22 protein-coding genes are annotated in these 25970 nt (G+C 68.3%); 16 read left to right on the forward strand and 6 right to left on the reverse strand.

Going from position 1 to position 25970, the window contains the following annotated elements; all coding sequences use genetic code 11:
- Positions 1-245: 245 nt before the first annotated feature.
- The 4 genes from crtY to ACZ1JS_RS14545 all read left to right on the forward strand — a co-directional run bounded on the left by crtY (position 246) and on the right by ACZ1JS_RS14545 (position 4584).
- Entirely contained in the window at positions 246-1409 is a 1164-nt protein-coding gene (crtY, locus tag ACZ1JS_RS14530; protein WP_465166682.1) for a lycopene beta-cyclase CrtY, read from the forward strand.
- Positions 1406-2884, forward strand: coding sequence for a phytoene desaturase (locus ACZ1JS_RS14535; protein ID WP_465166683.1), 1479 nt, complete (start codon positions 1406-1408; stop codon positions 2882-2884). Before crtY ends, ACZ1JS_RS14535 begins: the two co-directional genes overlap by 4 nt.
- A gap of 195 nt (positions 2885-3079) precedes the next feature.
- Complete coding sequence (locus ACZ1JS_RS14540; RefSeq protein WP_465166684.1) at positions 3080-3661, forward strand: LOG family protein; 582 nt, start codon at positions 3080-3082, stop codon at positions 3659-3661.
- Positions 3658-4584: a phytoene/squalene synthase family protein gene (locus ACZ1JS_RS14545; protein WP_465166685.1), complete on the forward strand. Its 927-nt coding sequence runs from the start codon at positions 3658-3660 to the stop codon at positions 4582-4584. Before ACZ1JS_RS14540 ends, ACZ1JS_RS14545 begins: the two co-directional genes overlap by 4 nt.
- Before the next feature lie 171 nt (positions 4585-4755).
- Here the strand turns inward: ACZ1JS_RS14545 and ACZ1JS_RS14550 are convergent, their stop codons facing one another.
- Positions 4756-5826 carry an AI-2E family transporter gene (locus ACZ1JS_RS14550; protein ID WP_465166686.1) on the reverse strand — a complete coding sequence of 357 codons (1071 nt, stop codon included), beginning with the start codon at positions 5824-5826 and terminating at the stop codon, positions 4756-4758.
- A gap of 150 nt (positions 5827-5976) precedes the next feature.
- Here ACZ1JS_RS14550 and ACZ1JS_RS14555 point away from each other — a divergent pair, with 150 nt between their 5' ends.
- Entirely contained in the window at positions 5977-8085 is a 2109-nt protein-coding gene (locus ACZ1JS_RS14555) for a TonB-dependent siderophore receptor (RefSeq protein ID WP_465166687.1), read from the forward strand.
- Positions 8086-8280: 195 nt separating this feature from the next.
- On the opposite strand, the gene ACZ1JS_RS14560 is transcribed toward ACZ1JS_RS14555, so the two are convergent.
- On the reverse strand, positions 8281-8802 hold the full coding sequence (locus ACZ1JS_RS14560) for a thiamine phosphate synthase (protein ID WP_465166688.1): 522 nt from the start codon (positions 8800-8802) through the stop codon (positions 8281-8283).
- Positions 8803-8824: 22 nt separating this feature from the next.
- On the opposite strand from ACZ1JS_RS14560, the gene ACZ1JS_RS14565 reads away from it, so the two are divergent.
- Both ACZ1JS_RS14565 and ACZ1JS_RS14570 read left to right on the forward strand, forming a co-directional pair.
- Entirely contained in the window at positions 8825-9487 is a 663-nt protein-coding gene (locus tag ACZ1JS_RS14565; RefSeq protein WP_465166689.1) for a YggS family pyridoxal phosphate-dependent enzyme, read from the forward strand.
- Between the two features lie 19 nt (positions 9488-9506).
- Positions 9507-10190 carry an HAD family hydrolase gene (locus tag ACZ1JS_RS14570; protein ID WP_465166690.1) on the forward strand — a complete coding sequence of 228 codons (684 nt, stop codon included), beginning with the start codon at positions 9507-9509 and terminating at the stop codon, positions 10188-10190.
- Between the two features lie 239 nt (positions 10191-10429).
- Here the strand turns inward: ACZ1JS_RS14570 and ACZ1JS_RS14575 are convergent, their stop codons facing one another.
- Entirely contained in the window at positions 10430-11110 is a 681-nt protein-coding gene (locus ACZ1JS_RS14575; RefSeq protein ID WP_345878736.1) for a c-type cytochrome, read from the reverse strand.
- A gap of 115 nt (positions 11111-11225) precedes the next feature.
- On the opposite strand from ACZ1JS_RS14575, the gene ACZ1JS_RS14580 reads away from it, so the two are divergent.
- A complete protein-coding gene (locus ACZ1JS_RS14580; RefSeq protein WP_465166691.1) occupies positions 11226-12116 on the forward strand; it encodes a prephenate dehydratase in 891 nt (296 codons plus the stop codon).
- A gap of 4 nt (positions 12117-12120) precedes the next feature.
- On the opposite strand, the gene nudC is transcribed toward ACZ1JS_RS14580, so the two are convergent.
- From nudC to ACZ1JS_RS14595, 3 genes are read right to left on the reverse strand one after another with little or no spacing between them, the layout of a single operon-like run.
- A complete protein-coding gene (gene nudC / locus ACZ1JS_RS14585) occupies positions 12121-12969 on the reverse strand; it encodes an NAD(+) diphosphatase (RefSeq protein ID WP_465166692.1) in 849 nt (282 codons plus the stop codon).
- The gene (locus ACZ1JS_RS14590) at positions 12966-14288 is read right to left on the reverse strand and encodes a serine hydrolase domain-containing protein (RefSeq protein WP_465166693.1); all 1323 of its coding nucleotides are present in this window, start codon (positions 14286-14288) and stop codon (positions 12966-12968) included. The genes nudC and ACZ1JS_RS14590 overlap by 4 nt, the downstream gene beginning before the upstream one ends.
- Entirely contained in the window at positions 14285-15316 is a 1032-nt protein-coding gene (locus tag ACZ1JS_RS14595; RefSeq protein ID WP_465166694.1) for an A/G-specific adenine glycosylase, read from the reverse strand. The genes ACZ1JS_RS14590 and ACZ1JS_RS14595 overlap by 4 nt, the downstream gene beginning before the upstream one ends.
- Positions 15317-15344: 28 nt before the next feature.
- On the opposite strand from ACZ1JS_RS14595, the gene ACZ1JS_RS14600 reads away from it, so the two are divergent.
- From ACZ1JS_RS14600 to ACZ1JS_RS14635, 8 genes are all read left to right on the forward strand, one after another.
- On the forward strand, positions 15345-15878 hold the full coding sequence (locus ACZ1JS_RS14600; RefSeq protein ID WP_465166695.1) for a DUF721 domain-containing protein: 534 nt from the start codon (positions 15345-15347) through the stop codon (positions 15876-15878).
- Positions 15878-16573, forward strand: a complete 696-nt coding sequence (locus ACZ1JS_RS14605; RefSeq protein ID WP_465166696.1) for a DsbA family protein — start codon at positions 15878-15880, stop codon at positions 16571-16573. Before ACZ1JS_RS14600 ends, ACZ1JS_RS14605 begins: the two co-directional genes overlap by 1 nt.
- A 26-nt stretch (positions 16574-16599) precedes the next feature.
- A complete protein-coding gene (locus ACZ1JS_RS14610) occupies positions 16600-17331 on the forward strand; it encodes a thioredoxin domain-containing protein (protein ID WP_465166697.1) in 732 nt (243 codons plus the stop codon).
- A gap of 46 nt (positions 17332-17377) precedes the next feature.
- The gene (locus ACZ1JS_RS14615) at positions 17378-20779 is read left to right on the forward strand and encodes a chromosome segregation SMC family protein (RefSeq protein WP_465168709.1); all 3402 of its coding nucleotides are present in this window, start codon (positions 17378-17380) and stop codon (positions 20777-20779) included.
- 252 nt (positions 20780-21031) lie between these two features.
- Complete coding sequence (locus ACZ1JS_RS14620; protein WP_465166698.1) at positions 21032-22249, forward strand: argininosuccinate synthase; 1218 nt, start codon at positions 21032-21034, stop codon at positions 22247-22249.
- 42 nt (positions 22250-22291) lie between these two features.
- Positions 22292-23899 (forward strand): hypothetical protein, encoded by a 1608-nt coding sequence (locus ACZ1JS_RS14625; RefSeq protein WP_465166699.1) that lies wholly within the window; start codon positions 22292-22294, stop codon positions 23897-23899.
- An 88-nt stretch (positions 23900-23987) separates the two neighbouring features.
- Positions 23988-25628 (forward strand): hypothetical protein, encoded by a 1641-nt coding sequence (locus ACZ1JS_RS14630; protein ID WP_465166700.1) that lies wholly within the window; start codon positions 23988-23990, stop codon positions 25626-25628.
- Between the two features lie 11 nt (positions 25629-25639).
- Positions 25640-25954 (forward strand): hypothetical protein, encoded by a 315-nt coding sequence (locus ACZ1JS_RS14635; protein ID WP_465166701.1) that lies wholly within the window; start codon positions 25640-25642, stop codon positions 25952-25954.
- The last annotated feature ends 16 nt before the right edge of the window (positions 25955-25970 follow it).

The following is a 25970-nucleotide window of genomic DNA, read 5'->3' on the forward strand; positions in this document are numbered from 1 at the left end:
GTAGCGGATTGTGGGGACGGATGACACCCCAACTTCCCCGGCAGAAGGGGCGTCTCAAAATCCTCCCCGGCACGGGGAGGGGGACCATGCGCAGCATGGTGGAGGGGGGTATCCGCATACGAGACCGCTGCGTTGCGCCGCCAACCCCCTCCACCATCGCCTTCGGCGACGGTCCCCCTCCCCGTGCCGGGGAGGATCTGAGGACCGCGGTTGCTACCCGGACGCCCCTCCCCTAGTGCACCCCCATGCCAACCATCCATCACTGCGACCTCGCCATCGTCGGCGGTGGCCTTGCCGGTGCGTTGATCGCGCTGGCGGCGGCAAAGCGGCGGCCCGATGCGCGCATCCGCCTGATCGAGGGGGCGGCGCAGTTCGGCGGCAACCATGTCTGGTCGTTCTTCGGCAGCGACGTGGCGGACGAACATCGGGCGCTGGTCGCCCCGCTCGTCGCCCATGCATGGCGCGGCTATGACATCGCCTTTCCGGCCCATGCCCGGACGCTCGACACCACCTATTACTCGATCACCTCCGAACGACTCGACACGGTCGTCCGCCGGACGCTGTCGCCCGAAACGCTGATGGCCTCCGCGCGCGTGCTCGGCGCCAGCCCGACCGCCGTGGTCCTCGCCGATGGCGACCGGGTCGAGGCGCAGGGCGTGATCGACTGTCGCGGTCCCGGCGACGTGTCGCATCTCGATCTCGGCTGGCAGAAGTTCATGGGGATGGAGCTCAAGACCGCCTATCCCCACGGCGTCGAACGTCCGATCGTAATGGACGGATCGGTCGAACAGCTCGACGGCTATCGCTTCGTCTATACCCTGCCGTTCGACACCTCGACGCTGTTCGTCGAGGACACCTATTATAGCGACACTCCCGATCTCGATACGCAAACGCTCGCCCGGCGCATCTCGGCCTATGCCGCCGCGCAGGGCTGGGACGGCGTCAGCGTCGGCCGCAGCGAGACCGGGGTGCTGCCGGTCGCGATGGGCGGCGATTTCGAGGAATATTGGCGTTCGGGCGGCAATCGCGTGGCGAAGGGCGGGATGCGCGCCGGGCTGTTCCATCCGCTGACCGGCTATTCGCTGCCCGATGCCGTCCGCCTCGCGCATCTGGTCGCCGACAGCGGCGACTGGTCGGGCGGCGCGCTGCACACGCTGACCCATGATTATGCCGCGACATTGTGGCGGCAGCGGCGATTCTACCGGATGCTGGCGACGATGTTGTTCCGCGCGGCCGATCCGGCGGAACGCTACCGGGTGCTCGAACGCTTCTACCGGCTGGACGCGGGACTGGTCGGGCGCTTCTATGCCGGGCGGTCGACGCTGTTCGACAAGATGCGGGTGCTGACAGGCAAACCGCCGGTACCGATCGGACGTGCGGTACAGGCGTTGATGGGGAGACAGGGGTGAAGACGGCAGCCGTTATCGGCGCGGGGTTCGGCGGCCTCGCGCTCGCCATCCGCCTGCAATCCGCCGGGGTCCAGACGACCCTGGTCGAGGGCCGCGACAAGCCGGGTGGCCGCGCCTATTACTGGGAACGCGACGGCTTCGTCTTCGACGCCGGCCCGACCGTCATCACCGCCCCCGAAGCGCTGCAGGAATTGTGGCAGCTCACCGGCCGCGACATGGCCGAGGACGTGACGCTGCAGGCAGTATCGCCCTTCTACCGGCTCAACTGGCCCGACGGCACCAATTTCGACTATACCAACGACGACACGCTGCTGCGCTCGGAAATCGCCAAGCTCGATCCGGGCGACATCGCCGGCTATGCGCGCTTCCTCGAATATTCGGCGGGCGTGTATGAGGAAGGCTATGTGAAGCTCGGCCATGTGCCGTTCCTCGACTTCGCCTCGATGATCAAGGCGGCGCCGGCGCTGGCGAAATATCAGGCATGGCGGTCGGTCTATTCGATCGTGTCGTCGTTCGTGAAGAACGAGAAGCTGCGCCAGGCGCTGTCGTTCCACACCCTGCTGGTCGGCGGCGATCCGATGAAGACCAGCAGCATCTATGCACTGATCCACAAGCTGGAGCGCGACGGCGGCGTGTGGTTCGCGCAAGGCGGCACCAACAAGCTGGTCGCCGGCATGGTCCGCCTGTTCGAAAAGCTGGGCGGCACGCTGATCCTGAACGATCCGGTCAAGAGCATCGACACGCTTGGCGACCGCGCGACCGGCGTCACGACCAAGAGCGGCACGGTGATCGGTGCCGACATGGTCGCGACCAATGCCGATATCGTCCACAGCTATCGCGACCTGCTGTCCGGCTCGCGCAGCGGGCAGCGCCGGGCGCAACGCCTTGAGAAGAAGCGCTTCTCGCCCTCGCTGTTCGTCGTCCATTTCGGCATCAAGGGCACATGGCCGGGCATCCCGCACCACATGATCCTGTTCGGCCCGCGCTATAAGGGGCTGCTCGCCGACATTTACGACCATGGCGTGCTGTCGGAGGATTTCTCGCTCTACCTCCACCACCCGACCGTCACCGACCCGTCGATGGCGCCCGAGGGGCATTCGACCTTCTATGCGCTGTGCCCGGTGCCGCACACCGGCAAATTCCCGGTCGACTGGGACCAGATCGGCCCGATTCTCGAGCGGCGCATCCTCGACGAGGTCGGCCGCCGCCTGATCCCCGACATTCACGACCGGATCGTGACGAAGTTCAGCTATATGCCGAGCGACTTCACCCGCGACCTGAATGCGTATCAGGGCTCGGCCTTCTCGCTCGAGCCGATCCTGACGCAGAGCGCCTATTTCCGCGCGCACAACCGCGACGACGACATCCCGAACCTGTATGTCGTCGGCGCAGGAACGCATCCCGGCGCGGGGATCCCGGGCGTGGTCGGCAGTGCCAAGGCGACGGCGGCACTGATGCTGGGCGGCGAGGACTAAGCCCCACCATCCCCCCCAACCGTTCGGTTCGAGCAGCTTCGAGCTTGTCGAGAAGCGTCCGTCGAGAACGGGGTGCCTCAAACGGGGCGTTCTCGACATTCGCTTCTCGACAGGCTCGAAGCTGCTCGAACCCAATGGAAAGGGACCGGGGCTAGACCTTGCCCCCCACCCCCCGATCGCCTACCGCTCCCCGCCATGCAGCGTCTGGCCATCTATTGCGGGTCCGCGACCCCCGCCGATCCCGTCTATATCGACTCCGCCCGCGCCGTCGGCCGTGCGCTGGCGGAACGCAATATCGGCGTCGTCTATGGCGGCGGCCGCCTCGGGCTGATGGGCGCGGTCGCCGATGGTGCGATCGAGGCGGGCGGCGAGGTGATCGGCGTCATCCCGACCGCGCTGGTCAAGGCGGAGGCCGCGCACAAGGGCCTTACCGAACTCCATGTCGTCGACACGATGCACCAGCGCAAACAGGCGTTCACCGACCTGTCCGACGGCTTCGTCACCATTCCCGGCGGCACCGGCACGATGGACGAATTGTGGGAAGCGATGAGCTGGGCGCAACTCGGCTATCATGCCAAGCCGGTCGGGCTGCTCAACACCGCCGGCTATTACGACCATCTGATCGCCTTCGTCGAAAAGATGGCCGAGGTCGGCTTCATGCGTCCCATGCACCGCGATATTCTGCTGGTCGCCGATACGCTGGGCGACCTGCTCGACAAGATGGCGGCGCATAGGCCGGTGATGCCGATCATCCAGATGAGCAGCAAGGACCTTTGATCCCGCCCCGCGCCGACCTCGTCGCGCATGCACGCGACACGATCGCGCGCGGCTCGAAGAGTTTCGCGGCGGCGAGCAAGCTGTTCGACCCGGTCACCCGCGAACGCGCGTGGCTGCTCTATGCCTGGTGCCGCGCCTGCGACGATCTGGCCGACGGGCAGGACATGGGCCATGGCATGCAGCGGCTCGACGATGCTCCTGCGCGCCTGCTACTGATCCGCGAGCGTACCGCAGCGGCACTGGCCGGGCAGCCGACCGGCGATCCGGCCTTCGACGCGCTGGGCGTCGTCGCGGCCGAGGTCGGCCTGCCGCACCGGCTGGTGTACGACGTCATCGACGGGTTCCAGCTCGACGCCGATGGCTGGCAACCGGTGAGCGAAGCCGATCTCTACCAATATTGCTATCATGTCGCGGGCGCAGTCGGTGGCTTGATGGCGGTGGTGATGGGCGTGCCCGCTGGCGACAAGGATACCCTCGACCGCGCCTGCGATCTCGGCCTCGCCTTCCAGCTTGCCAATATCGCCCGCGACGTGCGCGAGGATGCCGAGGCCGGCCGCTGCTACCTGCCGCGCGACTGGCTGGCCGAACAGCGTATCGACCCGGCCGACCCGATGGCGACGCCCGACCGGGTGGCGATCCTCGCCCGGCGCATGGCGGCGCGCGCCGCGCTCCACGAAGACAGCGCCCGCGTCGGTGCCGCCCGCCTGCCGTGGCGATCGGCCTGGGCGGTGCTCGCCGCCGCCGACATCTATGGCGGCATCGCCCGCAAGGTCGCCGCCGCCGGCCCCGCCGCATGGGACAAGCGTCAAACGACGTCGAAGGCCGAAAAGATCGCCGCCATCGCCCGCGCCTTCATCGCCGCCCGCTGGCGCCCGGCACCGGATGCCCCGCGTGATCCCGTGCTGTGGACGCGCACCGCCTGATCTTACCGTATCCCCGCGCAGGCGGGGATCCAGAGCCACATGCGCAAACCGTTGTTTTGCCGGGCTCTGGCCCCCCGCCTGCGCGGGGGTACGGCTGCGTTCTCTGATAAGATACGGACCTTAGCGGTCGTCTCGCTCAAGTTCGGAATGACCTAGGCTCGCCCGGGGGAATCACTCCTCTTCCTCCTTCACCTTGTCCGTCGCCACCGTGATGTCGCGCCCCAGCAACGCCTGCACGTAAATCCGCTGCACCAGCACGAACACGACGATGGTCAGCGGCGCCGCCAGCAACACGCCGATGAACCCGAACATCAGCCCCATGCCGATGACCGAGAACAACAGCACGGCGGGCGGCACGTCGACCGCATGTTTCTGGACGATGGGTTGCAGGATATTGCCCTGGATTTGCTGGACGATCAGGAACACGCCGATCGTCCACAACGCGGTCGAGGGCGACACGGTAAAGGCCAGCATCACCGCCGGCACCCCGGCGATGATCGGCCCGACATAGGGCACCACGTCCATCAACCCCGCGATCAGCCCCAGCCCGATCGCGGCGGGCACGCCCAGCAGCCACAATCCGGTCCCGGTCAGCACCGCGACGACGATGATCGCCACCGCCTCGCCCTTCATCCAGCCGCGCAGGCCGCCTGCGGCATCGTCCACCGCCTTGCGCGCGACCGGCTCGGCCTTGGGCGGCACCAGCTTCACCAGTCCCCGGCGATACAGTTCGGGATCGGCCGCCAGAAAGATCGCCCCGACCAGCACCAGCACCGCATCCGACAGCCCCGACCCGATCGACAGCACATAGGTCCCCGCCCGCGACATGATCGTCGACAGGTCGCTGCTCCCCTGCGACAACAGGTCGCGCGCCGGCTCGCCCAGCCCCCATGCGTCCAACTGTCGCTGAATCGCCTGCAACGCCGATGGAATCTGCTCGCGGATCGTGTCGAACTGCTGCACCAACTGCGCGCCGAAGCCATAGAAGATGCCGATCACGATCCCCAGCAGCAGGATGATCGACAGTGCCAGCGCCAGTCCGCGCGGCAGGCGGGTCCATTTCTGGATCCGCCGCGCGACCGCGCTGAACAACACCGCGATGACCGTCGCCGCGAACACCAGCAGCACCAGTCGCATCATCGAAATCAGTAGATAGCCGGTGCCGATAATCGCCAGCACCATCACCGTCATCGCCGCGACCCGGCCATAGCTTGGCCCCTGTCGTTCCGTTTCGCCGTCCATCGCCGCTTCCCCTTTGTGCGTGAACGGACCATGGCGCCGCCGCGTTCCGGTTCGGCTCCGTCACGATCATCCGAAAATCGTATCCGAACCAATTGCGCGCCCCGCAGTCGGCCGCTAATGCGACCGCCTATCAATATCAGGGGGACGGTAGTGAAGCGTTGGTGGATGCCCGCGATGGCGGTATTGGTCGCGAGCCAGGCGGCGGCGCAGGACCGTTCGTCGAACGACGACGCCGACATCATCGTCGAAGGGCGCGCCCGGCAACTCTATCGCACCACGGTCACCACCATCGGCAAATCGGCGCAGGACCCGCTCGACATCCCGCAGGCGTTGCAGGTCATCAACAGCGACCTGTTCACCGATCAGGGCGCGCGCGACGCGACCGATCTCTATCGCAACATCTCGGGCGTCAGCGCCTATAGCTATGCCGGCGTCACCTTTCGCGGCTTTCGGCAGGACGAATCCTTCTACGACGGGATGCGCGGCAATCCGTTCGTCGGCTTCACCGTGCCGCAATTGTTCAACATCGACCGGGTCGAGGTGCTGAAAGGTCCGGCGGGGCTGTTCTTCGGACCCGGCGCGCCGGGCGGGATCATCAACTATGTGTCGAAGACCCCGTCCGATCGCGCCAGCCTGCGCACCGTGGTCACCGCCGGCAATTACGACCGGTTCGGCATCTCGGCAGAGGCGACGAACCGGATCGATGCCGATGGCGTCGTCTCCTATCGTATCGGCGGCTTCACCGAATCGATGCGGCCCTATCGTTTCAACACGCTGCACAAGGCGCTGATCGGCGATGCCGGCCTGTCGATCCGCACCAATCCCGGCGGGCTGCTGACGCTGCAGGTCACGACCTACGACAATTATCTGCGCGCCAACCGGCTGCGCGGGGTGCTGGTCGACGACGATGGGCGCTTTCGCACGTCGATCGACTGGAACGCCAATGAGCGGAGCGACTATCTCCACCTGACCTCGACCGCATGGGCCGCGCGCTATGCGACCGCCATCGGTGAAGCGGTGACGTTCGATGTTGGCGCGCGCTATTTCCGATCGACCGAACGGCAGAAATATCACGAACCGCGTGGGACAAGCCCGACCAACCCCGACCTCGTCCTGCGCGAATTCCGCGATCAGGTCCGCCCCGTCGACGGTCTGTCGTTCATGGCCAACGCCACCGCGCGCACGACATTGTTCGGCCTGTCGCATCGGTTGCAGGTCGGCAGCGACTGGTATCGCGAAGCGAATGGCCTCGAATCGCGCATCCTGCGGGCCGGCGTGGCACCGCTCAGCCTGTCCAATCCGGTCTATGGCCGTTCCGACGGTGACGCGCTGCGCGCGATGACGCTGCGCTTCACCGTCACCGACACCGATGCGCGCCGCTTCGGCATCTATGCGCAGGATCAGATCGACCTGACCGATCGGCTGCTGCTGGTCGCGGGCGTCCGCTATGACCGGTTCGAGGATCGTACCCGCGTCGCCACCGCCGGGCGGGTGACGACCAATGCGCGCTATGCCGATAACGACGTCACCTTCCGCACCGGCGCGATCTACAAGCCGCAGGACGATCTGTCGCTATATGTCAGCTGGTCGCAGGGCTTCGATCCGCAGGCTCCGGCCAGCCAGCTCCCCGCCGCCGGCGGCCCCTTCGCGCCGATCACCGGCAACCAGATCGAAACCGGCGCCAAATCGCGCCTGTTCGACGGTCGGCTACAGGCCAATGCCGCGCTGTATCGCATCGTCCGCCGCAATCTGTTGCAGGTCGACCCCTCGCTGCCCCCGGTCGGCGGCGTCGACCAGCTTCGCCCGATCGGGGAGGTGACCAGCAAGGGATTCGAACTCGACCTCGCCACCGATCTGACGCCGAACTGGGTGCTGCTTGCCAATTACGGCTATAACGACACCCGCGTCACCGGCAGCGTCGCCGGACAGGCGCTGACCGATGCGGTCGGCAGCCGTTTTCCCAACGCGCCCGCGCACAAGCTGGGCTTCTGGACCCGCTATCAGGTCGCGCCGATCAGGACCGCCTTCGCCTTTGGCGGCGAGCATGTCTCACGCCGGATCAGCCGCTCGGGCCAGCCGGTGCTGCCCTATACCGTCTTCGATGCGTCGATCACCCACCAGCTCGGCTTTGCCGAACTGATGCTGCGCGTCGATAACATCTTCGACAAAGTCTATGCCGCCTCGGGCTTTACCGCGATGAGCGGCCATTTTCCCGGCGACCCCCGCACCGTCTTCGCCGAACTACGGACGCGGTTCTGAGCTTCGGCCTGCAAACCCGCTTTCAGTGCGTATCGAGAACATGACGATGCAAGACTAACCCGTTCGTCCTGAGTAGCCATTGAGCCTGTCGAAATGGCGTATCGAAGGGCCGTCGCGAGCAGGTGCTTCGATACGGGTCTTCGACAAGCTCAGCCCCTACTCAGCACGAACGGTTCTTGCTTTCGTCATTGAGCTTTAATCGTCCGCCCACGCATCGATCGCCGCCCAGCCGGCGATGCCCGGCAATGTCCGTGCGCGCCGCTCGGTCATCCCGCCCAGCGCGATGACCGGCAGGCGCGCGCCGCGGATCAGTTGCGCGAAGCGGATGCGGCCAAGCGGCCTCGCGCCCGGATGTGAGCGGGTGGCGAAGACGGGGGAGACGAAGGTTGCATCGACCCCCGCGCGCTCGGCGGCGATGCGTTCGCGCACCGAATGCACCGGCCGCGTCGCCAACCCCCTGCTCTTGCGCGCCTTTTTCCCATGCACACCGTCCGCACCCGGCAGAAACGGTCCAGCGATCAGCAGCGTTATCCGCCGCGCCCGTGCGATCCGCCGCACCTGCGCAAACATCCGCCGTCTTTTCCCTTCTGGCGTAGCATATTGGCGGAAGACGACACCGCTCCCACGTGGCAACTTCGCCACCTTCGCCGCCAGCTCGTCGCCCAGCCGCTCGTCGGTCATCATCCAGCGGCGCGGCAAAGGGTGGCGGCGATCCATGACCCCCTTTATAGCGCGCCCGATGACCAACGCCGCAACCTCGCTTGGCCGCATTCGCGACCGGATCGCCCATGCCGAATCGATCGCGCGCCGGGACGCAGGCGCGACGACGCTGATCGCGGTCAGCAAGACCCATGACGCCGCCGCCATCCAGCCGCTGATCGACGCCGGACAGCGCGTGTTCGGCGAAAACCGGGTGCAGGAGGCGCAGGCGAAATGGCCGGCGTTGCAGGTGCTTACCCCCGGGATCGAACTGCATCTGGTCGGGCAGCTGCAATCGAACAAGGCCGAGGACGCGGTCCGCCTGTTCGACGCGATCCACTCGGTCGACCGCCCGTCGCTGGTCGCCGCGCTTGCCAGGGCGATCGACAAGGTCGGTCGCGCGCCTGCCTGTTTCGTCCAGGTCGATATCGGCGACGAACCGCAAAAGGGCGGCTGCGCGCTGTCCGACCTGCCCGCGCTGCTGGCCGAGGCACAGGCGGCGGGGCTGCCGGTCGCCGGGCTGATGTGTGTGCCGCCTGCCGGGCTCGACGCCGCGCCCTATTTCGCGCTGACCGCCAAACTGGCCCGCGACAATGGCTTGGCCGGGCTCAGCATGGGCATGTCCGACGATTTCGAAACCGCCGTCACGCTCGGCGCCACCCATGTCCGCGTCGGTTCGGCCCTGTTCGGGCCGCGCGGCTGATCCTTTCCCGGAGCTTCTGATGACCCGTCCGCAAGCCCTGCTCTTCGATTTCGACGGCGTGCTGCTCGAAAGCGAATATGCCGGCAACCGCCAGATCGCCGAGTTTCTGACCCAGGCCGGCCACCCGACCAGCGCCGCCGATTCGATGGCCAATTTCATGGGCCTGTCGGGCGCGCACTTTACCAGCGCGATCGAACGCTGGGTCGGCGGACCGATCCCCGCCGGCTTCTTCGAAGCCCGCGCGGTCGAGGATGCACGCGTGCTGGAGGAAGGCGTCGAGGCGGTGGCCGGCGCGATCGCCTTCGTCCGCTCGCTTCCCGCCGACCTGCCGCGAGCGATCGTGTCGTCGAGCACGACCCATTGGATTTCCACGCATTTGCGCCATCTTGGCATCGCCGACGCGTTCGGCGATCACATCTATAGCGGCAAGGAGCATGTCGCGAACGGCAAGCCCGCGCCCGACCTCTATCTCTACGGCGCGCAGCAACTGGGCGTGCCGATCGAGCAATGCGCGATCCTCGAGGACTCACCGGTCGGCGTCACCGGCGCGGTCGCATCGGGCGCGCGCGTCATCGGCCTGTGCGCGGGCACGCATTGCGGTGTCGGCCATGACGCCCGCCTGCGCGAACTGGGCGTGACCGAGATCGCGCACGGCTTCGACGAAGTGGCAAGGTTGCTCGGACTGGCACCCGCGACGGTCTGATTTTTTCGGATTCACGCGAAGGCGCGAAGAAAATATTGGGTTTCGCGCAAAGGCGCAAAGGACGCAGAGGATGGTTGTGCAGTAATTGGCGCGTCCGATCGGCAGACCTATGCTTCGTTTCCGATCAAAGAGTAGATAGCTGACGCGGATCAGACCACGACATAGGCAACCTCTTCGCGTCCTTTGCGCCTTTGCGCGAACCATCATCCTGATGGCCCGCCCGAACGCGGAACGAAGCGTTACTCGCCCTTCTTCGCCGCCTGTTCCGCCGCCGCCGGATCGACCGACGGCGCACCCGAAGCGGGCGTGGCCGCATTCACGATATCGGCAGTATTGGCGGTCGCGCCTTCCTCGACATTCTTCACGCCTTCGTCGGCCGGCGCGGCCCCGGCGGCCGGTGCGGCGGGCAGCGGCAGGTTCGAACCCTGCGAATTGAGATAGGCGATGACATTCGCCCGGTCCTCGGCACTGCCCAGACCGGCAAAGGTCATCTTGGTGCCCGGCGCATATTTACGCGGCGAAGTCAGCCACGCATTCATCGCGTCGAAATCCCAATTGCCCGGAATACCGGTCAGCGCGCTCGAATAGGCGAAGCCCGGCAGATGCCCATGCTTCTTGCCGATCACGCCCCACAGGTTCGGGCCGATGCCATTGGCCCCGCCCTGGTTGACGGTATGGCACGCCGCGCATTTCTTGAACACTTCCGCGCCCTTGGCGACGTCGGCGGTCGCCAGCAGCGTCGCGATCGGCACCGCCGCCGCAGCGCCCCCGCCGCCTGCCTCGGCTGCGCCCTCCACCGGATAGCCGGGCTTTTCCGGCGGGCCGGAATGGAAGATCATGCCACTGGCAATGGACAGTCCGAGGGCCGCGGCACATCCGGCCAATACCCAACCCGCGATCGTGTTCGTCCGGTCGTCCATGCGCTGAGCCGTCTCGCCTAAGATGGTTTTGTTTGGGGCCATGCTTAGAGGCGGCATCTCGTACTGGCAAGACAGGCTTGCCGCTTGCGCGCTTGACCGATAATCGCCGCGACCCATGCACAAATATGCCGCACCGGCCCGCCCCCTCGTCGCGCAGATGACCGAAGCCGCCGCCCGCGAACCGCATCGCGCGGTGGCGTTTCAGGGCGCGCCCGGCGCCAATTCGCACGTCGCGCTGGGGCAGGCGTTCCCCGACGCGCTGCCCTTGCCCTGTTTCGGCTTCGCCGATGCGATCGATGCGGTGCGCTCGGGCAAGGCCGATTGCGCGATCATTCCGATCGAAAACTCGCTGCACGGCCGCGTCGCCGACATGCATTTCCTGCTGCCCGAATCGGGGCTGGTCATCACCGGCGAACATTTCCTGCCGATCCGCCACGCGCTACTGGGGCTCGGCCCGGTCGAGGCGGTGAAACAGGCGATGAGCCATGAACAGGCGCTCGGCCAGTGCCGCCACTGGTTGAGCGCGCGCGGGATCGAGCCGGTGGCGCATCCCGACACGGCCGGCGCGGCAGCCTCCGCCGCGGCGATGGCCGACCCCGGCGTCGCCGCGCTCGCCCCGCCCGCCGCCGCCGCGCTATATGGCCTGAAGATACTGGCCGACGACATCGCCGACGCCGATCACAACACGACCCGCTTCGTCGTCCTCGCCCGCGCCCCGCTCGCCGAACTGCCCGCCGGGCCGTGCATGACGACCCTGGTGTTCGAGGTGAAGAACGTGCCCGCCGCGCTGTACAAGGCGATGGGGGGGTTCGCGACCAACGGCGTCAACATGACCAAGCTGGAAAGCTATCAGCGCGGCGGCACCTTCGCCGCGACCGAATTCTTCTGCGATATCGAAGGGCGCCCCGGCGAACCGCATGTCGACCGCGCGCTGGAGGAACTACGCTTTCATACGAAGAGCATGCGGCTGCTGGGCAGCTATGGGCGGGCACGCGAGCGGGGGTAGGCCGTCACCCCACCCAAACCGCCAGCAAACTATGCGCGATCGCATAGGCCGGCGGCGCCACGAACCGCCCGTTCTCCCCTGACAGCGCCGCGCGAACCTCGTCGCGCGTCGCCCAGAACGCGTCCTCCAGCTCGGCCGTGTCGATCCGCAACTGGTCATCCTCGGCAACCGCGACGCACCCGATCATCAGCTGCGACGGAAACGGCCAGGGCTGGCTGGCGACATAGCGCACCGCGCCCACCCGTACGCCCGCTTCCTCGAACACCTCGCGCCTGACCGCTTCCTCGATCGATTCACCGACCTCGACGAAGCCGGCGAGCGTCGAATAGCGCCCCGGCGGCCAGCTCGGCTGCCGGCCGAGCAGCACCCGGTCGCCCTGTTCGACCGCCATGATGACCACCGGATCGGTCCGCGGAAAATGCTGCGCGGTGCAATTGCCGCACGCCCGCGCCCAGCCGGCGCGCGACACCGACGTCGCCTGCCCGCAATTGGCGCAGAAGCCATGCCGGACATGCCAGTCGATCAGGCTGCGGGCGATGCCATACAGCGCCGCCTCTGCCGCCGGCATCGCGGCCAGCGCGGTCATCAGCGTCGGCGATCGCATGGCAGGCGCGGTCGCGACGCCGTCGCCGATCGCGAACAGCGGCGCTCCGCCCAGATTGCCGAGCAACAGCGCGTCGCCGCGCGTCGGGTCCATCGGCACCAGCGTCAGCCGATCGTCCGCGACCGGCGGTTCGAGGCCGTTGAGCACCAGCAAACGCGCGCCCGGATGCGCCAGCGCCCGTGCGAAGGCGGCCGGATCGTCGCGTTCATGGTCGACCCGTTCCAGCGTCGCCCCGGTAAAGCCGATCATCGCGCCGCCATCAGGTCGCTCGCCAACGCCTTGACCAGATCGTCGCGCAACGGAAAGCGATCGGCCGGGAAATAATTGACCATTACGGTACCTCGCACCTGCCGCACCGGATCGACGAACGCGACGGTCCCCGCCGCGCCGCCCCAGCCATAAGTGCCCTTGCCCGGCCGCCCCGGCAGCGTTTCGAGATAGACCGAACCACCGGCACCAAAGCCCATTTGCGGCCCCGCCTGTCCGCCGGTCGCCCCGTCGACGCCGCCGAAGGTGACGCCGGCGGGCAGCAGGTTCGACATGGCGAGCGCCACCGTCTCCGCCTTCATCACCCGCTTGCCGTCCAGCGTCCCGCCATTCTGCAACATGTGCAGGAACCGGTCGTAATCCCGGGCCGACATGGCAAGGCCCGCGCCGCCATACGGAAAGCTCGGCCGCTGCAACCATACCGACGTCGCCGCCGGATCGAGCGGCAACAGCGTATCACCTGCCCAGGCATAGTTGCTCGCCAGCCGTGCCTTCTCCCGCTCGGGCACCTGCCAATAGGTCGAGGTCATGCCGAGCGGGCCGAACATCCGCGTCTGCAGGAACTGCTCGAACGACATGCCGCTCGCTACCTCGATGACCCGCCCCAGCACGTCGAGCCCGATTGAATAGCTCCACTTCGTCCCCGGTTCGGCGATCAGCGGCAACGACGCGACGCGATCGGCGAACTCCGCCAGCGATTTGGGCCGGACCGGCGCCATCGCCGCCTCGGCCTGCGCATTCACCGCGGCGGGGATGATGCCCAGCCGCTCATATTCCTTGAGCAACGGCCCCTTGGTCACGATGGTATAGCCGAGCCCGGCGGTGTGGGTCAGCAGGTTGCGGACCGTGATCGGCTTCGTCGCCGGGCGGCTGGCGAGGCTGTTGTCGGGATCGGTCAACACCTTCATCGACTTGAACGCGGGGATGAAGTCGCTGATCGGCTGGTCGAGCTTCAGCTTGCCGTCCTCGACCAGCATCATCGCCGCCATGCCGGTGATCGGCTTGGTCATCGAATAGACGCGCCACAGCGTGTCGATAGTCGCGGCAGGCGCGCCGGCCTCTACGGCGGTGCGTCCGGCGGCATGGGCGCTGGTCCAGTTCGGACCGCCGACGACCACGACCATGCCCGGTACCTTGTTGACCGCGACATAGCGCCGGACCATCGCCTCGGTCGCGGGCAGCGTCCGGGCGGCGGGGGCGGCCGGCGGTCGCGGCGGCGCGGCCTGTGCGAACGCCGCTACCGGTTGCGCCAACAGCACCGCCAGCGCCATCGATCCGTGCGCCCATCGTCCGATCGTCATCGCATTCCCTCCACCACCGCGATCGCCCGCGCGAACAGCGTCGGCAGCCCGGCATCGGCGATCTTCGCTACCGGCCACCATTCGCCCTGCGCGACGTCGTCGCCTGCATCCGCCACCATGACGGTGCAGGCAAGATCGAAATGGGTAAAGCCATGGCGGACCAGTCCGATCGCACGCCAGTCGGCGGAAAACGGCGCGCCCTCGGTCCCCGGATCGCTATCGGCCCAGGGGCCGGTCGGCAGCGCGCGCATGCCGCCCAACAGCCCCTTGTCGGGCCGGCGGACCAGCAGCACCCGTCCGTCGCGCTCCGCCCAGAACAGCGTGCCATGGCGTTGCGGCTTGGCCTTCTTCACCGCCTTGACCGGAAAGGCTTCGGGCGTTCCGGCGTGGTAGGCGGCGCAATCGTCGCGCAAGGGACATAGCAGGCAGCGCGGGTTGCGGACCGTGCAGACCATCGACCCCAGATCCATCATCGCCTGCGCGAAATCGCCCGCCCGGTCGTCGGGGGTGATCGTGTCGGTCGCGGCGCGGATCGCCGCACGGGCGGCAGGTAGCGGTTCGGCAATCGCGAACAGCCGCGACACGACGCGCTCGACATTGGCATCGACCACCACTGCGCGCCGCCCGAAAGCGATCGCGGCGATCGCGGCGGCGGTATAGTCGCCGATCCCCGGTAAGGCGCGCAGCCCCGCCTCGCTGTCGGGCAGCGCCCCCAGCGCCGCGACCGCCCGCGCACAGGCCAGCAGGTTGCGTGCCCGCGCATAATAGCCGAGCCCCGCCCATGCCGCCATGACATCGGCATCGTCCGCCGCCGCCAGCGCCGCGAACGATGGCCAGCGCGCGGTCCATGCTTCGAAATAGGGCCGCACGCTCGCTACCTGCGTCTGTTGCAGCATCACTTCCGACAGCCACACCCGATAGGGGTCGGGCGGCGGGGTGCCGGGCGGGCTGCGCCACGGCAGGCTGCGATGATGGCGATCATACCAGTCGAGCAATCGTTCGGCGACAGAGAGATGCTTGGCGTCCACACCGGCTCTATGGCATGGGGTGGCGACAATGACGACGCGTCCCCGCCCCCATGCGACGATTCCCGAACCCCGCCGCCGTGGGGGAGCGCGCGCCGTGGCCGAATTGCTGCCCGAAATCGGCGGTGCGGCCTTCCGCAAATTCGGTTTCGTCCAGTCGGCGGTGGTCAGCCGCTGGGGCGAGATCGTCGGCGAGCGCTTCGCCCGCGTATCCGCCCCCGAATCGATTCGCTTTCCGCCGGGCAAGCGTGCCGACGGTACGCTGACCCTGATCGTATCGGGCGCACATGGTACGATGATGCAGCATATCGCGCCCGAGATCGTCGAGCGGGTCAACCGCTTCTTCGGCTATCCGGCGGTCGCCCGGCTGCAGTTCCGCCATGGCGAGGTCCGCGCGCGCCGTGCGGTGCCGGTGCGGCGCGATCCGCCGCCGATCCCGGCCGATATGGGCGAATCGATCCGCGACATCGCCGATCCCGAGCTGCGCGAAGTGCTCGCCGCGCTCGCCGGTGCCGTCGCCGCCCCGCCGCCGCCCGCTATCCCAATCCTCGGCAAGGTCCGCTGATGCGTATCCTCCTCCTCGTCTGTTCGTTCCTGCTCGCGCTGTTCGGCCTGCCGCCCGCCAAGGCGCAGGCGCCCGCGCGCGCCACTGCCAGCCGCGACTGGTCGACCAATGTCGTGATGCTGCCGACCGGCGGTATCGTTGTCGGCAACCCGATGGCCCGCGTCCAGCTGGTCGAATGGGCCAGCTATACCTGCCCGCACTGCGCCGCCTTCGCCAAGGAGGCGAAGGCCGATCTGCCGGCGATGCTGAAATCGGGCCGGGTGCGGGTCGAGTATCGCACGCTGCCGCGCGACGCGCTCGACCTTGCCGCCGCGATCCTCGTGCGCTGTGGCGGATCGAACCGCTTCCTCGCCGCGCACGACGCGATCATGGCGCAGCAGAAGGAGATGCTCGACAAGGCCGATGCCTTTGCGCAGACGCCCGCCGCGCAGACCCGGACCGCGACGATCGCGATCCGCCTGCAGCAACTGGCCGACGCCACCGGCTTGCGCGCGCTGATGCGTGGCCACGGCCTCGCCGATGCGCAGATCACCGCCTGCCTGAACGACGAAGCGGCGCAGAAGCGCGTCATCGCCATCGCCGAAGCGGCACAGGCGGCGAATGTCGCCGGCACCCCCAGCTTCGAGATCAACGGGCAGAAGGCCGACGTCCATGACTGGGCGACGCTCAAGCCGCTGCTGCTCGCCGCCAAATAACCCCTATCGCCAAGAGAGTATCGCCCATGCGTTTCGCACTTCCCCTGATCGCGCTCGCTTCGCTGTCGGCCTGTGGCGGCGGCGGTGACGCCGGCGGCAATGGCAGCGCCGCCGCACCGGTCGCCAATGTCGCCGCGCCTGCCGGGCAGAAATGGACCGACATGGTCGCGGTCACGCCCGAGGGCGGCTATCGCATCGGCAACCCCGATGCGGCGGTGAAGCTGGTCGAATATGGCTCGCGCACCTGCCCGACCTGCGGCGCGTTCGGCCGTGAGGGCAACGAACCGCTCATCAACAACTATGTCTCGACCGGCAAGGTGAGCTTCGAATTCCGCGACTTCGCGATCCATGGCGCACCCGACCTCGCCGCAGCCGTCCTCGGCCGGTGCAACGGCACCGCCACCTTCTTCCCGCTGCTCGAGGCGATGTATCAGGACCAGGCCGCGACGCTCGACCGGATGCAGGCGATCCCACAGGCCGAACAGGCCCGGCTCCAGTCGATCCCGCCGTTGCAGGCGGTCTCGGCCTGGGCCGATGCGGCGGGCTATGTCGATTTCGTCAAGCAGCGCGGCGTGCCCGAGGCGAAGGCGCGCCAGTGCCTTGCCGACCAGAATCTGCTGCAACAGGTGGTCAAGATCACCGAAGAGGGCGGCGCGGTCGTCACCGGCACCCCGACCTTCCTGATCAACGGCGAGAAGGCCGAGAATGCGCTGTCGTGGCCGCAGGTCGAAGCGGCGCTGAAGGCGGCCGGCGCCTGACATCATGGCCGCGCCGGATGACGCGGCCATTCCTTCCGCGCCGGGGCTGACGCTCCGGCGGCTGCGGTTGAGCGGGTTCAAGAGCTTCGTCGACCCCGCCGATCTGGTGATCGAGGCGGGGCTGACCGGCGTCGTCGGCCCCAATGGCTGCGGCAAGTCGAACCTGCTCGAAGCGTTGCGCTGGACCATGGGCGAGAACAGCGCGAAGTCGCTGCGCGGCGCGGGGATGAACGACGTCATCTTCGCCGGCACCGCGACGCGACCGCAGCGCGATTTCGCCGAGGTCGCGATCCTCGCCGAAGACGCGGCGGGCGACGAGGTCGAGATCGTCCGCCGCATCGAGCGCGGTGCCGGTTCGGCCTATCGCATCAACGGTCGCGACGTCCGTGCCAAGGACGTGTCGCTGCTGTTCGCCGATGCCGCGACCGGCGCGCATTCGCCCGCGCTGGTCAGCCAGAACCGGATCGGCGCGGTCATCGCCGCGCGCCCCGCCGAACGCCGCGCGATGCTGGAGGAAGCCGCCGGCATCGCCGGGCTGCACGTCCGTCGCAAGGATGCCGAGGGCAAGCTGCGCGCTACCGAGGCCAATCTCGAACGCTTGGGCGAGATGGCGCAGGAACAGGATGCGCGCGCCGCGACGCTCCGGCGGCAGGCGCGCGTGGCGGCACGGTATCGCGAACTGACCGATGCGATCCGGGTGGCGGAGGCGCGGGCAATCTATGCCCGCTGGCGCGACACCGTCGCCGCGGCCGAAGCCGCCACTACCGAAGCCAAGACCGCCGAGGCGCTGGTCGCCAGCCATGCCGGGATGCAGGGCCGGACCGCCGGCGACCTGTCGGCGGCGACCCAGGCGCTGGCGACGGCCCGCGCCGATGCCGAACGCCTGCGCCAGCAGTTGAGCGACGTCGGCCATGCCCGCGAACGGGTACAGGCGCAGGCCAATGCCGCGACGCGGCGGCTGGCCGACCTGACCGCACAGACCACGCGCCTGACCGAAGATCGCGCGCGCGAAACGGCACTCGCCGGCGATGCCGAAACCGCGCTCGCCCGGCTCGACGCCGAACGCGCGCAACTTGCCGCCGCGCTGGCCGACGCCACGGCGCGCCTGCCGCTGCTCGATGCGGCACTGGACGCGGCGACCCGTGCGGCCGCCCTTGCCGACGCCGCCCATGCCGAGGCGTTGGCCGCACAGGCCGCCGAACTGGCCGAAGCGCGCGTCGCCACCGCCGCCCACGATGCCGCCCGCGCGCGACTCGACCGGGCCCGGCGTGAAGAGGCCCGGCTGCTCGCCGAGCAATCTACCCTGTCTGCGGTCGCCCCGTTGCTCGCCGAACGTACCGCCGCCGCCGAACGGCGCGCGGCGGCGCTGAACGATGCCGACACCGCCCGCGCGGCGATTACCGCTGCCGAAGCCGCCGACCGTTCCGCCCAGGAAGCGCGCGGCCGCGCCCAGTCCGACCGCGCCGCCGCCGCCGCCGAACTCGCCGCGATCGACAGCGAGATCGCCGCGCTCGACCGCGCGCTGCGGCGGACCGGGCGGGCGCGAATCATCGATTCGGTCGTGGTCGAACCGGGGTTCGAAGCCGCGCTGGCGGCGGCACTTGGCGACGACCTCGATGCCGGCAGCGATCCCGCCGACGATCGCCATTGGCACGACGACGCGATTGCCGGCGAACAGCCGGCGGTACCGGTCGGCATCGGCCGCCTGTCTGCGCATGTCACCGCACCGCTGCTCGCCCGGCGACTGGCGCAGATCCTGGTCGTCGAGCGGGACGACGGCACGCCATTGGCGGTCGGACAGCGGCTGGTTACGCTCGACGGTGCGCTGCGCCGCTGGGACGGGCTGCGCAGCCGCGCCGGATCGGGAGCGGCGGCGGCCGAGCGCCTCGCCCGAACCAATCGCCTGCGTACGCTGCGGGAGAGCCGCCCGGCACTGGCCGATCGACGTGCCGTTGCCGACACCGCATTGTCCGCCGCCGATACCGCCATCGCCGAAGCGCGGTCGACATTGACCACCGCGCGGCGCACGCTCGACAGCGCCGAGACCACCGCCCGCGAGGCCGCCCGTGCCGAAGACCGCGCCGTCGCCGCGATCGAACGCGCACAGGCGCGCGCCGACGACGTCGCGGCAAGACTGGAGCGTCTGCGCGGCGAACTGGCCGAAGCGGCCGCCGATACCGATCGCGCCGCCGACGCCGTCCGCGCGTTACCCGACCGCACGCTGGCCGGTGCCCGCGTCGCCGCCTTGCTGGCGCAAGCCAATGCCGCCCGTTCCGGTGTCGCCGACGCCCATGCCGCCCGGTCGACGCTGGATACGGCACTGGCCCGGGATCGGGCGCGGGCCGTCACGGCAGAGGCCGAAATCGCATCGTGGCACGCCCGCGCGACGGACGCCGCCGGACGGATTGCCGACATCGACGAACGCATGGCGACCATCGCCGCCGATTGGAACGCGTTGCAGGATCGTCCGGCCGCGCTTGCCGCCCAACTCGCGCGGATCGAGCAGGACTTCACCCGGTTGCGCACCGCAGCGGCGGAGGCCGCAACCGGCGAACAGGCCGCCGATGCCCGGCTGCGCGCCGCCGAACGCGCCGCCGGCGAAATCGCCGAAGCGATCGCCGCCGCCCGCGAAACCCGCGCTGGTGCTGCGGCGCGTGCCGAGGGGCATGAGCAGCGCCGCCTCGAACTCGGCCGCCTGTCGGGGGAGCGCTTCCAATGTCCGCCGCCGCTGCTGCCGCGCATCGGCTTCGTCGCGGCGGAGGTCGGCGACGCCGCGGCCGAGACGGCGGCGCATGACGGTTTGCTCGCGACCCGCGACCGGATCGGCCCGGTCAATCTGATCGCCGAGACCGAACTCGCCGAACTGGAAGCGGCGCAGGGCGAAACGGCGGCCGAGCGTGCCGACCTTGCCGAAGCGGTGCAGCGGCTGCGCGGTTCGATCGGGACGCTGAACCGCGAGGGTCGCCAGCGGCTGCTCGCGGCGTTCGAGGCGGTCGACGCGCATTTCCGCCGCCTGTTCGGGGCGTTGTTCGACGGCGGGCAGGCGCAACTCGAGCTGGTCGACTCGGACGATCCGCTGGAGGCGGGCCTCGAAATCCTTGCCCAGCCGCCGGGCAAGCGCCTCCAGTCGCTGACCTTGCTGTCGGGCGGCGAACAGGCGCTGACCGCGGTCGCGCTGATCTTCGCGCTGTTCCTGACCAATCCCGCGCCGATCTGCGTCCTCGACGAGGTCGACGCGCCATTGGACGACGCCAATATCGACCGCTTCTGCGACCTGCTCGACCGGATGGCCGCCGACACCGACACCCGCTACCTGATCGTCACCCACAATGCCGCGACGATGAGCCGCATGCACCGGCTGTTCGGCGTGACGATGATCGAACGCGGCGTCAGCCGGCTGGTATCGGTCGACCTGGGCGGCGCGACCAGTTTGCTGGCGGCGGAGTAAGGACCACCCCCTTTTTCCTACCCAACCCCGTTCGGTTCGAGCAGCTTCGAGCGAAGTCGAAAAGCGTCGGTCGAGAACCCGCCCGCTTGGGGCACCACCTTCTCGACTTCGGTTCTCGACAAGCTCGAACCTCCGCTCGAAGCGAACGGTGGTGGAGGGAAGGAAAGACATCCGCCCGCGCATCCTTGCACCCCGGCCCTGCCTCGCCTAGTCGCGCGCCAATACCTATCGCGATCCTCAAGGAGCCTGTCCATGGCCGAGTCCATCAACCGCGTCGTCCTCGCCTATTCGGGCGGCCTCGACACCAGTGTCATCCTGAAATGGCTGCAGCAGGAATATCAGTGCGAGGTGGTGACCTTCACCGCCGATCTCGGCCAGGGCGAGGAGCTGGAGCCGGCGCGCAAGAAGGCCGAGCTGATGGGCATCAAGCCCGAGCATATCTTCATCGACGACCTGCGCGAGGAATTCGTTCGCGACTTCGTGTTCCCGATGATGCGCTCGAATGCCTTGTACGAAGGGCTGTACCTGCTCGGCACCTCGATCGCGCGCCCGCTGATCGCCAAGCGCCAGATCGAGATCGCGCGTCAGGTCAATGCCGACGCGGTCAGCCACGGCGCCACCGGCAAGGGCAACGACCAGGTCCGCTTCGAACTCGGCTATTACGCGCTCCAGCCCGATATCAAGGTCATTGCGCCCTGGCGCGAATGGGACCTGACGAGCCGCACCGCGCTGATCGCCTTTGCCGAACAGCACCAGATTCCGGTGCCCAAGGACAAGCGCGGCGAATCGCCCTTCTCGACCGATGCGAACCTGCTGCACACCTCGTCCGAGGGGAAGGTGCTGGAGGATCCGTGGGACGAGGTGCCGGATTACGTCTTCTCGCGCACCGTCAATCCCGAGGACGCGCCCGACACGCCGCAGGTCATCACCGTCGCCTTCGAACGCGGCGATGCGGTGGCGGTCGATGGTGAGGGCATGTCGCCCGCGACCTTGCTCGCGAAGCTGAACGAGCTGGGCCGCGCGCATGGCATCGGCCGGCTCGACCTGGTCGAGAACCGCTTCGTCGGCATGAAGTCGCGCGGCATGTACGAAACGCCGGGCGGCACGATCCTGCACGCCGCGCACCGCGCGATCGAACAGATCACGCTCGACCGCGGTGCCGCGCACCTCAAGGACGAACTCGCCCCGCGCTATGCCGAGCTGGTCTATAACGGCTTCTGGTTCTCGCCGGAGCGCGAGATGCTGCAGGCCGCGATCGACCATAGCCAGCACAAGGTGTCGGGCGAAGTCCGCCTGAAGCTGTACAAGGGCGGCGTCCATGTCATCGGGCGTCGTTCGCCCAATTCGCTCTACAGCGAAAAGGTCGTGACGTTCGAGGATGATCAGGGCGCCTATGACCAGCGCGACGCAGCGGGCTTCATCAAGCTGAACGCGCTGCGCCTGCGCCTGCTGGGCCGGCGCGACCGGTAAGGCGCTAACGCGCGCTTAACCATGCCGGGATAGGCAGGGGCGATGCCAGCCCCTGCCGCACCGGCCGCGCGCACTGCTTTGCTCGCGCTCAGCCTCGCTTCGGGGATGGGCGCGGCATGGACCATGGTCCGGTGGCGCGACCTGCTGGCGCGCAACCTGCCCGACCCCGACGATCTGCTGCGGCTGCAACAGATTGACGACTGGCTGGCCGGACAGGCTTTCGGGGACCTGACCCAGCACCGCATCGGGCTTCATGGCGTGGCGATGCACTGGTCGCGGCTTCCCGATCTGATCCCCGCCGCGCTGCTCCGCGCGCTGCGTCCGCTGATCGGCGGTCCGCCCGCCGAACTGGCGATGCTGATACTGTGGCCGACGCTGCTGTTCGCGGCATTGCTGTGGGTTGCGGCATTGCTGGGGCGGCGCATCGGGGTTCGCCCGATCGAAACGATGCTGGTGGCGCTGCTCGCCTATCCGCTGACGCCATTGTTCGCGCCGGGGCGGATCGACCATCATGGGTTGCAGATGGTGCTGCTGCTCGCCGGACTGCTGGCGCTTGGCGGCCGTGCGACGCTGTTTGCCGGCATCGGCGGCGGTCTGACGCTGGTCGCGTCGATCGTCGTGGGAATGGAAACGGTGCCGCTGTTCGTCGTGGCGGTCGCCGTCCTCGCGCTGCGCTGGTGTGGCGATCGATCGGAGGATGCGCGGCTGACCGGCCTTGCGCTGGCGACGGGCGGCGCGGCGGTGGCGGCGATGCCGGTCTTCACGACCGATAGCTGGGCGCTGTCGGCATGCGACGGCTTCCTGCGCCAGAGCTGGATCGCGACGATGATCGGCGCGACCGCACTCGGTTCGCTCGCCATGATCGGACGCTTCGCAACGACTCGCGTCGCGCGATATCGCTGCGTGGCGATCGCCGGCATCGGCACGGTTCTGGCGATCGCCGTCCTCGCGCCCGCCTGTCGCAATCCCTATGGCGCAATCGATCCCCTGTTGGCGCGGCTATGGCTGCGCGAGGTCGGCGAGGCCGGCAGCATCCTGACCGCCGATCCGCGCTGGTCGTTGAGCTATACCGGCTTGCTGGCGGCCGCGATCGTCGCCGGCGTCGTTCGCGAACGCGCTTCGCCTGACCGGCTGCGTCGTATGCTGCTGGCGGTGGCGTTCGCTTCGCTGGCGCTGGCGGCGGTGCAATTGCGCGGCGCCTATGGCGGGATCGCGGTGGCCACGATCCTGCTGGCCGACGCCATCGCCGCGGCCCGGCAGCACGGTGTCGCCGCCACATCGGCAATGCGGCTGGCGGGGGCAGGTATCGCCTATCCGCTGCTTGCCGCCGCATTGCCCGTCTCCGCCCGATCGGCCGGCCCCCCGTCCTGCGTTACGCCAGCGACCCTGCAGGCGCTAACCACGCTGCCGCCGGCCCGCATCCTCGCGCCGGTCGATCTTGGCCCATGGCTCGTGCGCCACGGCCATCATGCCATTGCCGCACCCTATCACCGCAACGCCGCCGGCATCCTTGCGACCTATCGCTTTGCCGCCGCCGGGGAGCGGCAACGCCGGACGCTGCTGCATCGTCTAGACATGGACTATGTCGTCGGATGCGACGGGCGGGGATTGATCGCAACCGCCACGCCCGCACTGTGGCGCGTGCCCTGACCGGCACCGGACACGGCCAGCGCCGGCCATTCCGGCACCCTGTCAACAACGCTTGTCGGAACCGGCGCCGACCCTATAGAAGCGGCACATGAACGGGGGCAAAGCGGCTTGGTGGCAGACGCGATGGTTCGTCGCGCTGATGGCGGTGCTGGCGGTCGTCCCGCTGCTATGGCCCGACGTTCCGCCGCTGGTCGACCTGCCCGGCCATATGGGGCGCTACCGTGTTCAACAGCTCTGGGACACCGGTCAGGCCCCCTGGTTCCACGACTGGTATAATTTCGACTGGAGCCTGATCGGCAATCTCGGCGTCGACCTGCTGGTCTGGCTGTTCGAGCCGTTGCTCGGCCTCGAACCGACCGTGAAGCTCATCATCATGGCGATCCCGCCGCTGACCGCGGTCGGGCTGCTGTGGATCGCGCGCGAGGTGCATGGCCGCATCCCGGCGACCGCGCTGTTCGCGCTGCCGATCGTCTACAGCTTTCCGCTCCATTTCGGCTTCGCCAATTTCGCGCTGTCGATGGCGCTCGCGCTCAATGCCTTCGCGCTGTGGCTGCGGCTGGGGCGGCAGGGGCGGTTGCTGCTGCGCGGGATCGTGTTCGTGCCCATCGCCGGGCTGATCTGGCTGACCCATACCTTCGGCTGGGGGACATTGGGCGTGCTCGCCGCCTCGGCCGAGCTGATCCGCGAACATGACCGGCGGCGCAACTGGTTCGCCGCCGCCTTTCATGCCGGGCTGCACTGCCTCGTGCTCGCTCCACCGGCGCTGCTGATGCTGCTGTGGCGTTCGGGCGGGCATGTCGGCGGGCAGACCGCCGACTGGTTCAACTGGCGGGCCAAGATGTTGTGGCTGACCATGACGCTGCGCGACCGGTGGCAGCTCTACGACCTCGCTTCGGTCGCGGTCTTCTACCTCGTGCTGTTCAAGGGGCTGCGCGATCCCAATATCGGCTATTCGCGCAATCTGGGTCTGTCCGCGCTGTTCCTGATCGCAGTCTATATCCTGTTGCCGCGCATCGTGTTCGGGTCGGCCTATGCCGATATGCGGCTGGTCCCCTATCTCTTCGGCATCTGCCTGATCGCGCTGCGCCCCAAACCGGGCCTCTCGATCCGCCATGCCGGGGTGCTGGCGGCGATCGGCCTTGCCATCTTCGTCGTGCGGATCGGCGCGACCACCGCCAGCTTCTGGCTGTACGACCGCGACTATGACCGCGAACTGGCGGCGCTCGACCATGTTCCGGTCGGGGCGCGGCTGGTCACCTTCGTCGGCGAAACCTGCTACAATGAATGGCGGATGACCCGGCTGCAGCATCTGCCCGGCATGGCGCTGACCCGGCGGCTCGCCTATGCCAACGACCAATGGTCGATGGCGGGCGGCCAGTTGCTGACCGTACGCTATACGCCCGCCCGCGGCTTCTCCCACGACCCGTCCGAACTGGTCACCGACGTCAAATGCCCGCGCGAATATTGGCGGCCGGTCGCAGGCGCGCTGTACAAATTCCCGCGCGACGCCTTCGACTATGTCTGGCTGATCCGCCCGCCCAAATATGACCGCCGACTGGAACAGGGGCTGGTGCCGATCTGGCGCAGCGGTCGCAGCGCGCTGTTCCGCATCGACCACCGCGTGCCCCCGCCGGTGCTGACATGGAGCGATCTGGGCAACCGGCCGTTTGCCAAACCCCGCCGCCGCCCGTCACGCCAGATGGCGGCACGCGACACGATTGTCCGGTAAAGGAGACGCCCATGGACTTTCTCAACAACGCGCTGAACCTTGCCGGCCGCTTCGACCTGCCCGCCATCGCCGAAAAGGCGGGCATCACCCCCGAACAGGTGCAGACCGTGATCGGCCTGCTCGGCAAGTTCGCCGGCCATGCCGACCCGGCACAGGACGCCGCCGACCATAGCGGCGTGTCGCGCCATCAGATCGAGGCGATCCTGTCCGAAATCGGCGGCGCCGACGCGCTGGGACAGGTGGCGCAGGCATTTGGCTTCGACCTCGATCCGAAAAGTGCGGGCGACGTGCTCGGCAATCTCGGCGGGATGTTCGGGCGGAAGTAAACGCAAAGCCCGATTC

Source organism: Sphingomonas sp. BL-S-05 (assembly GCF_055521695.1).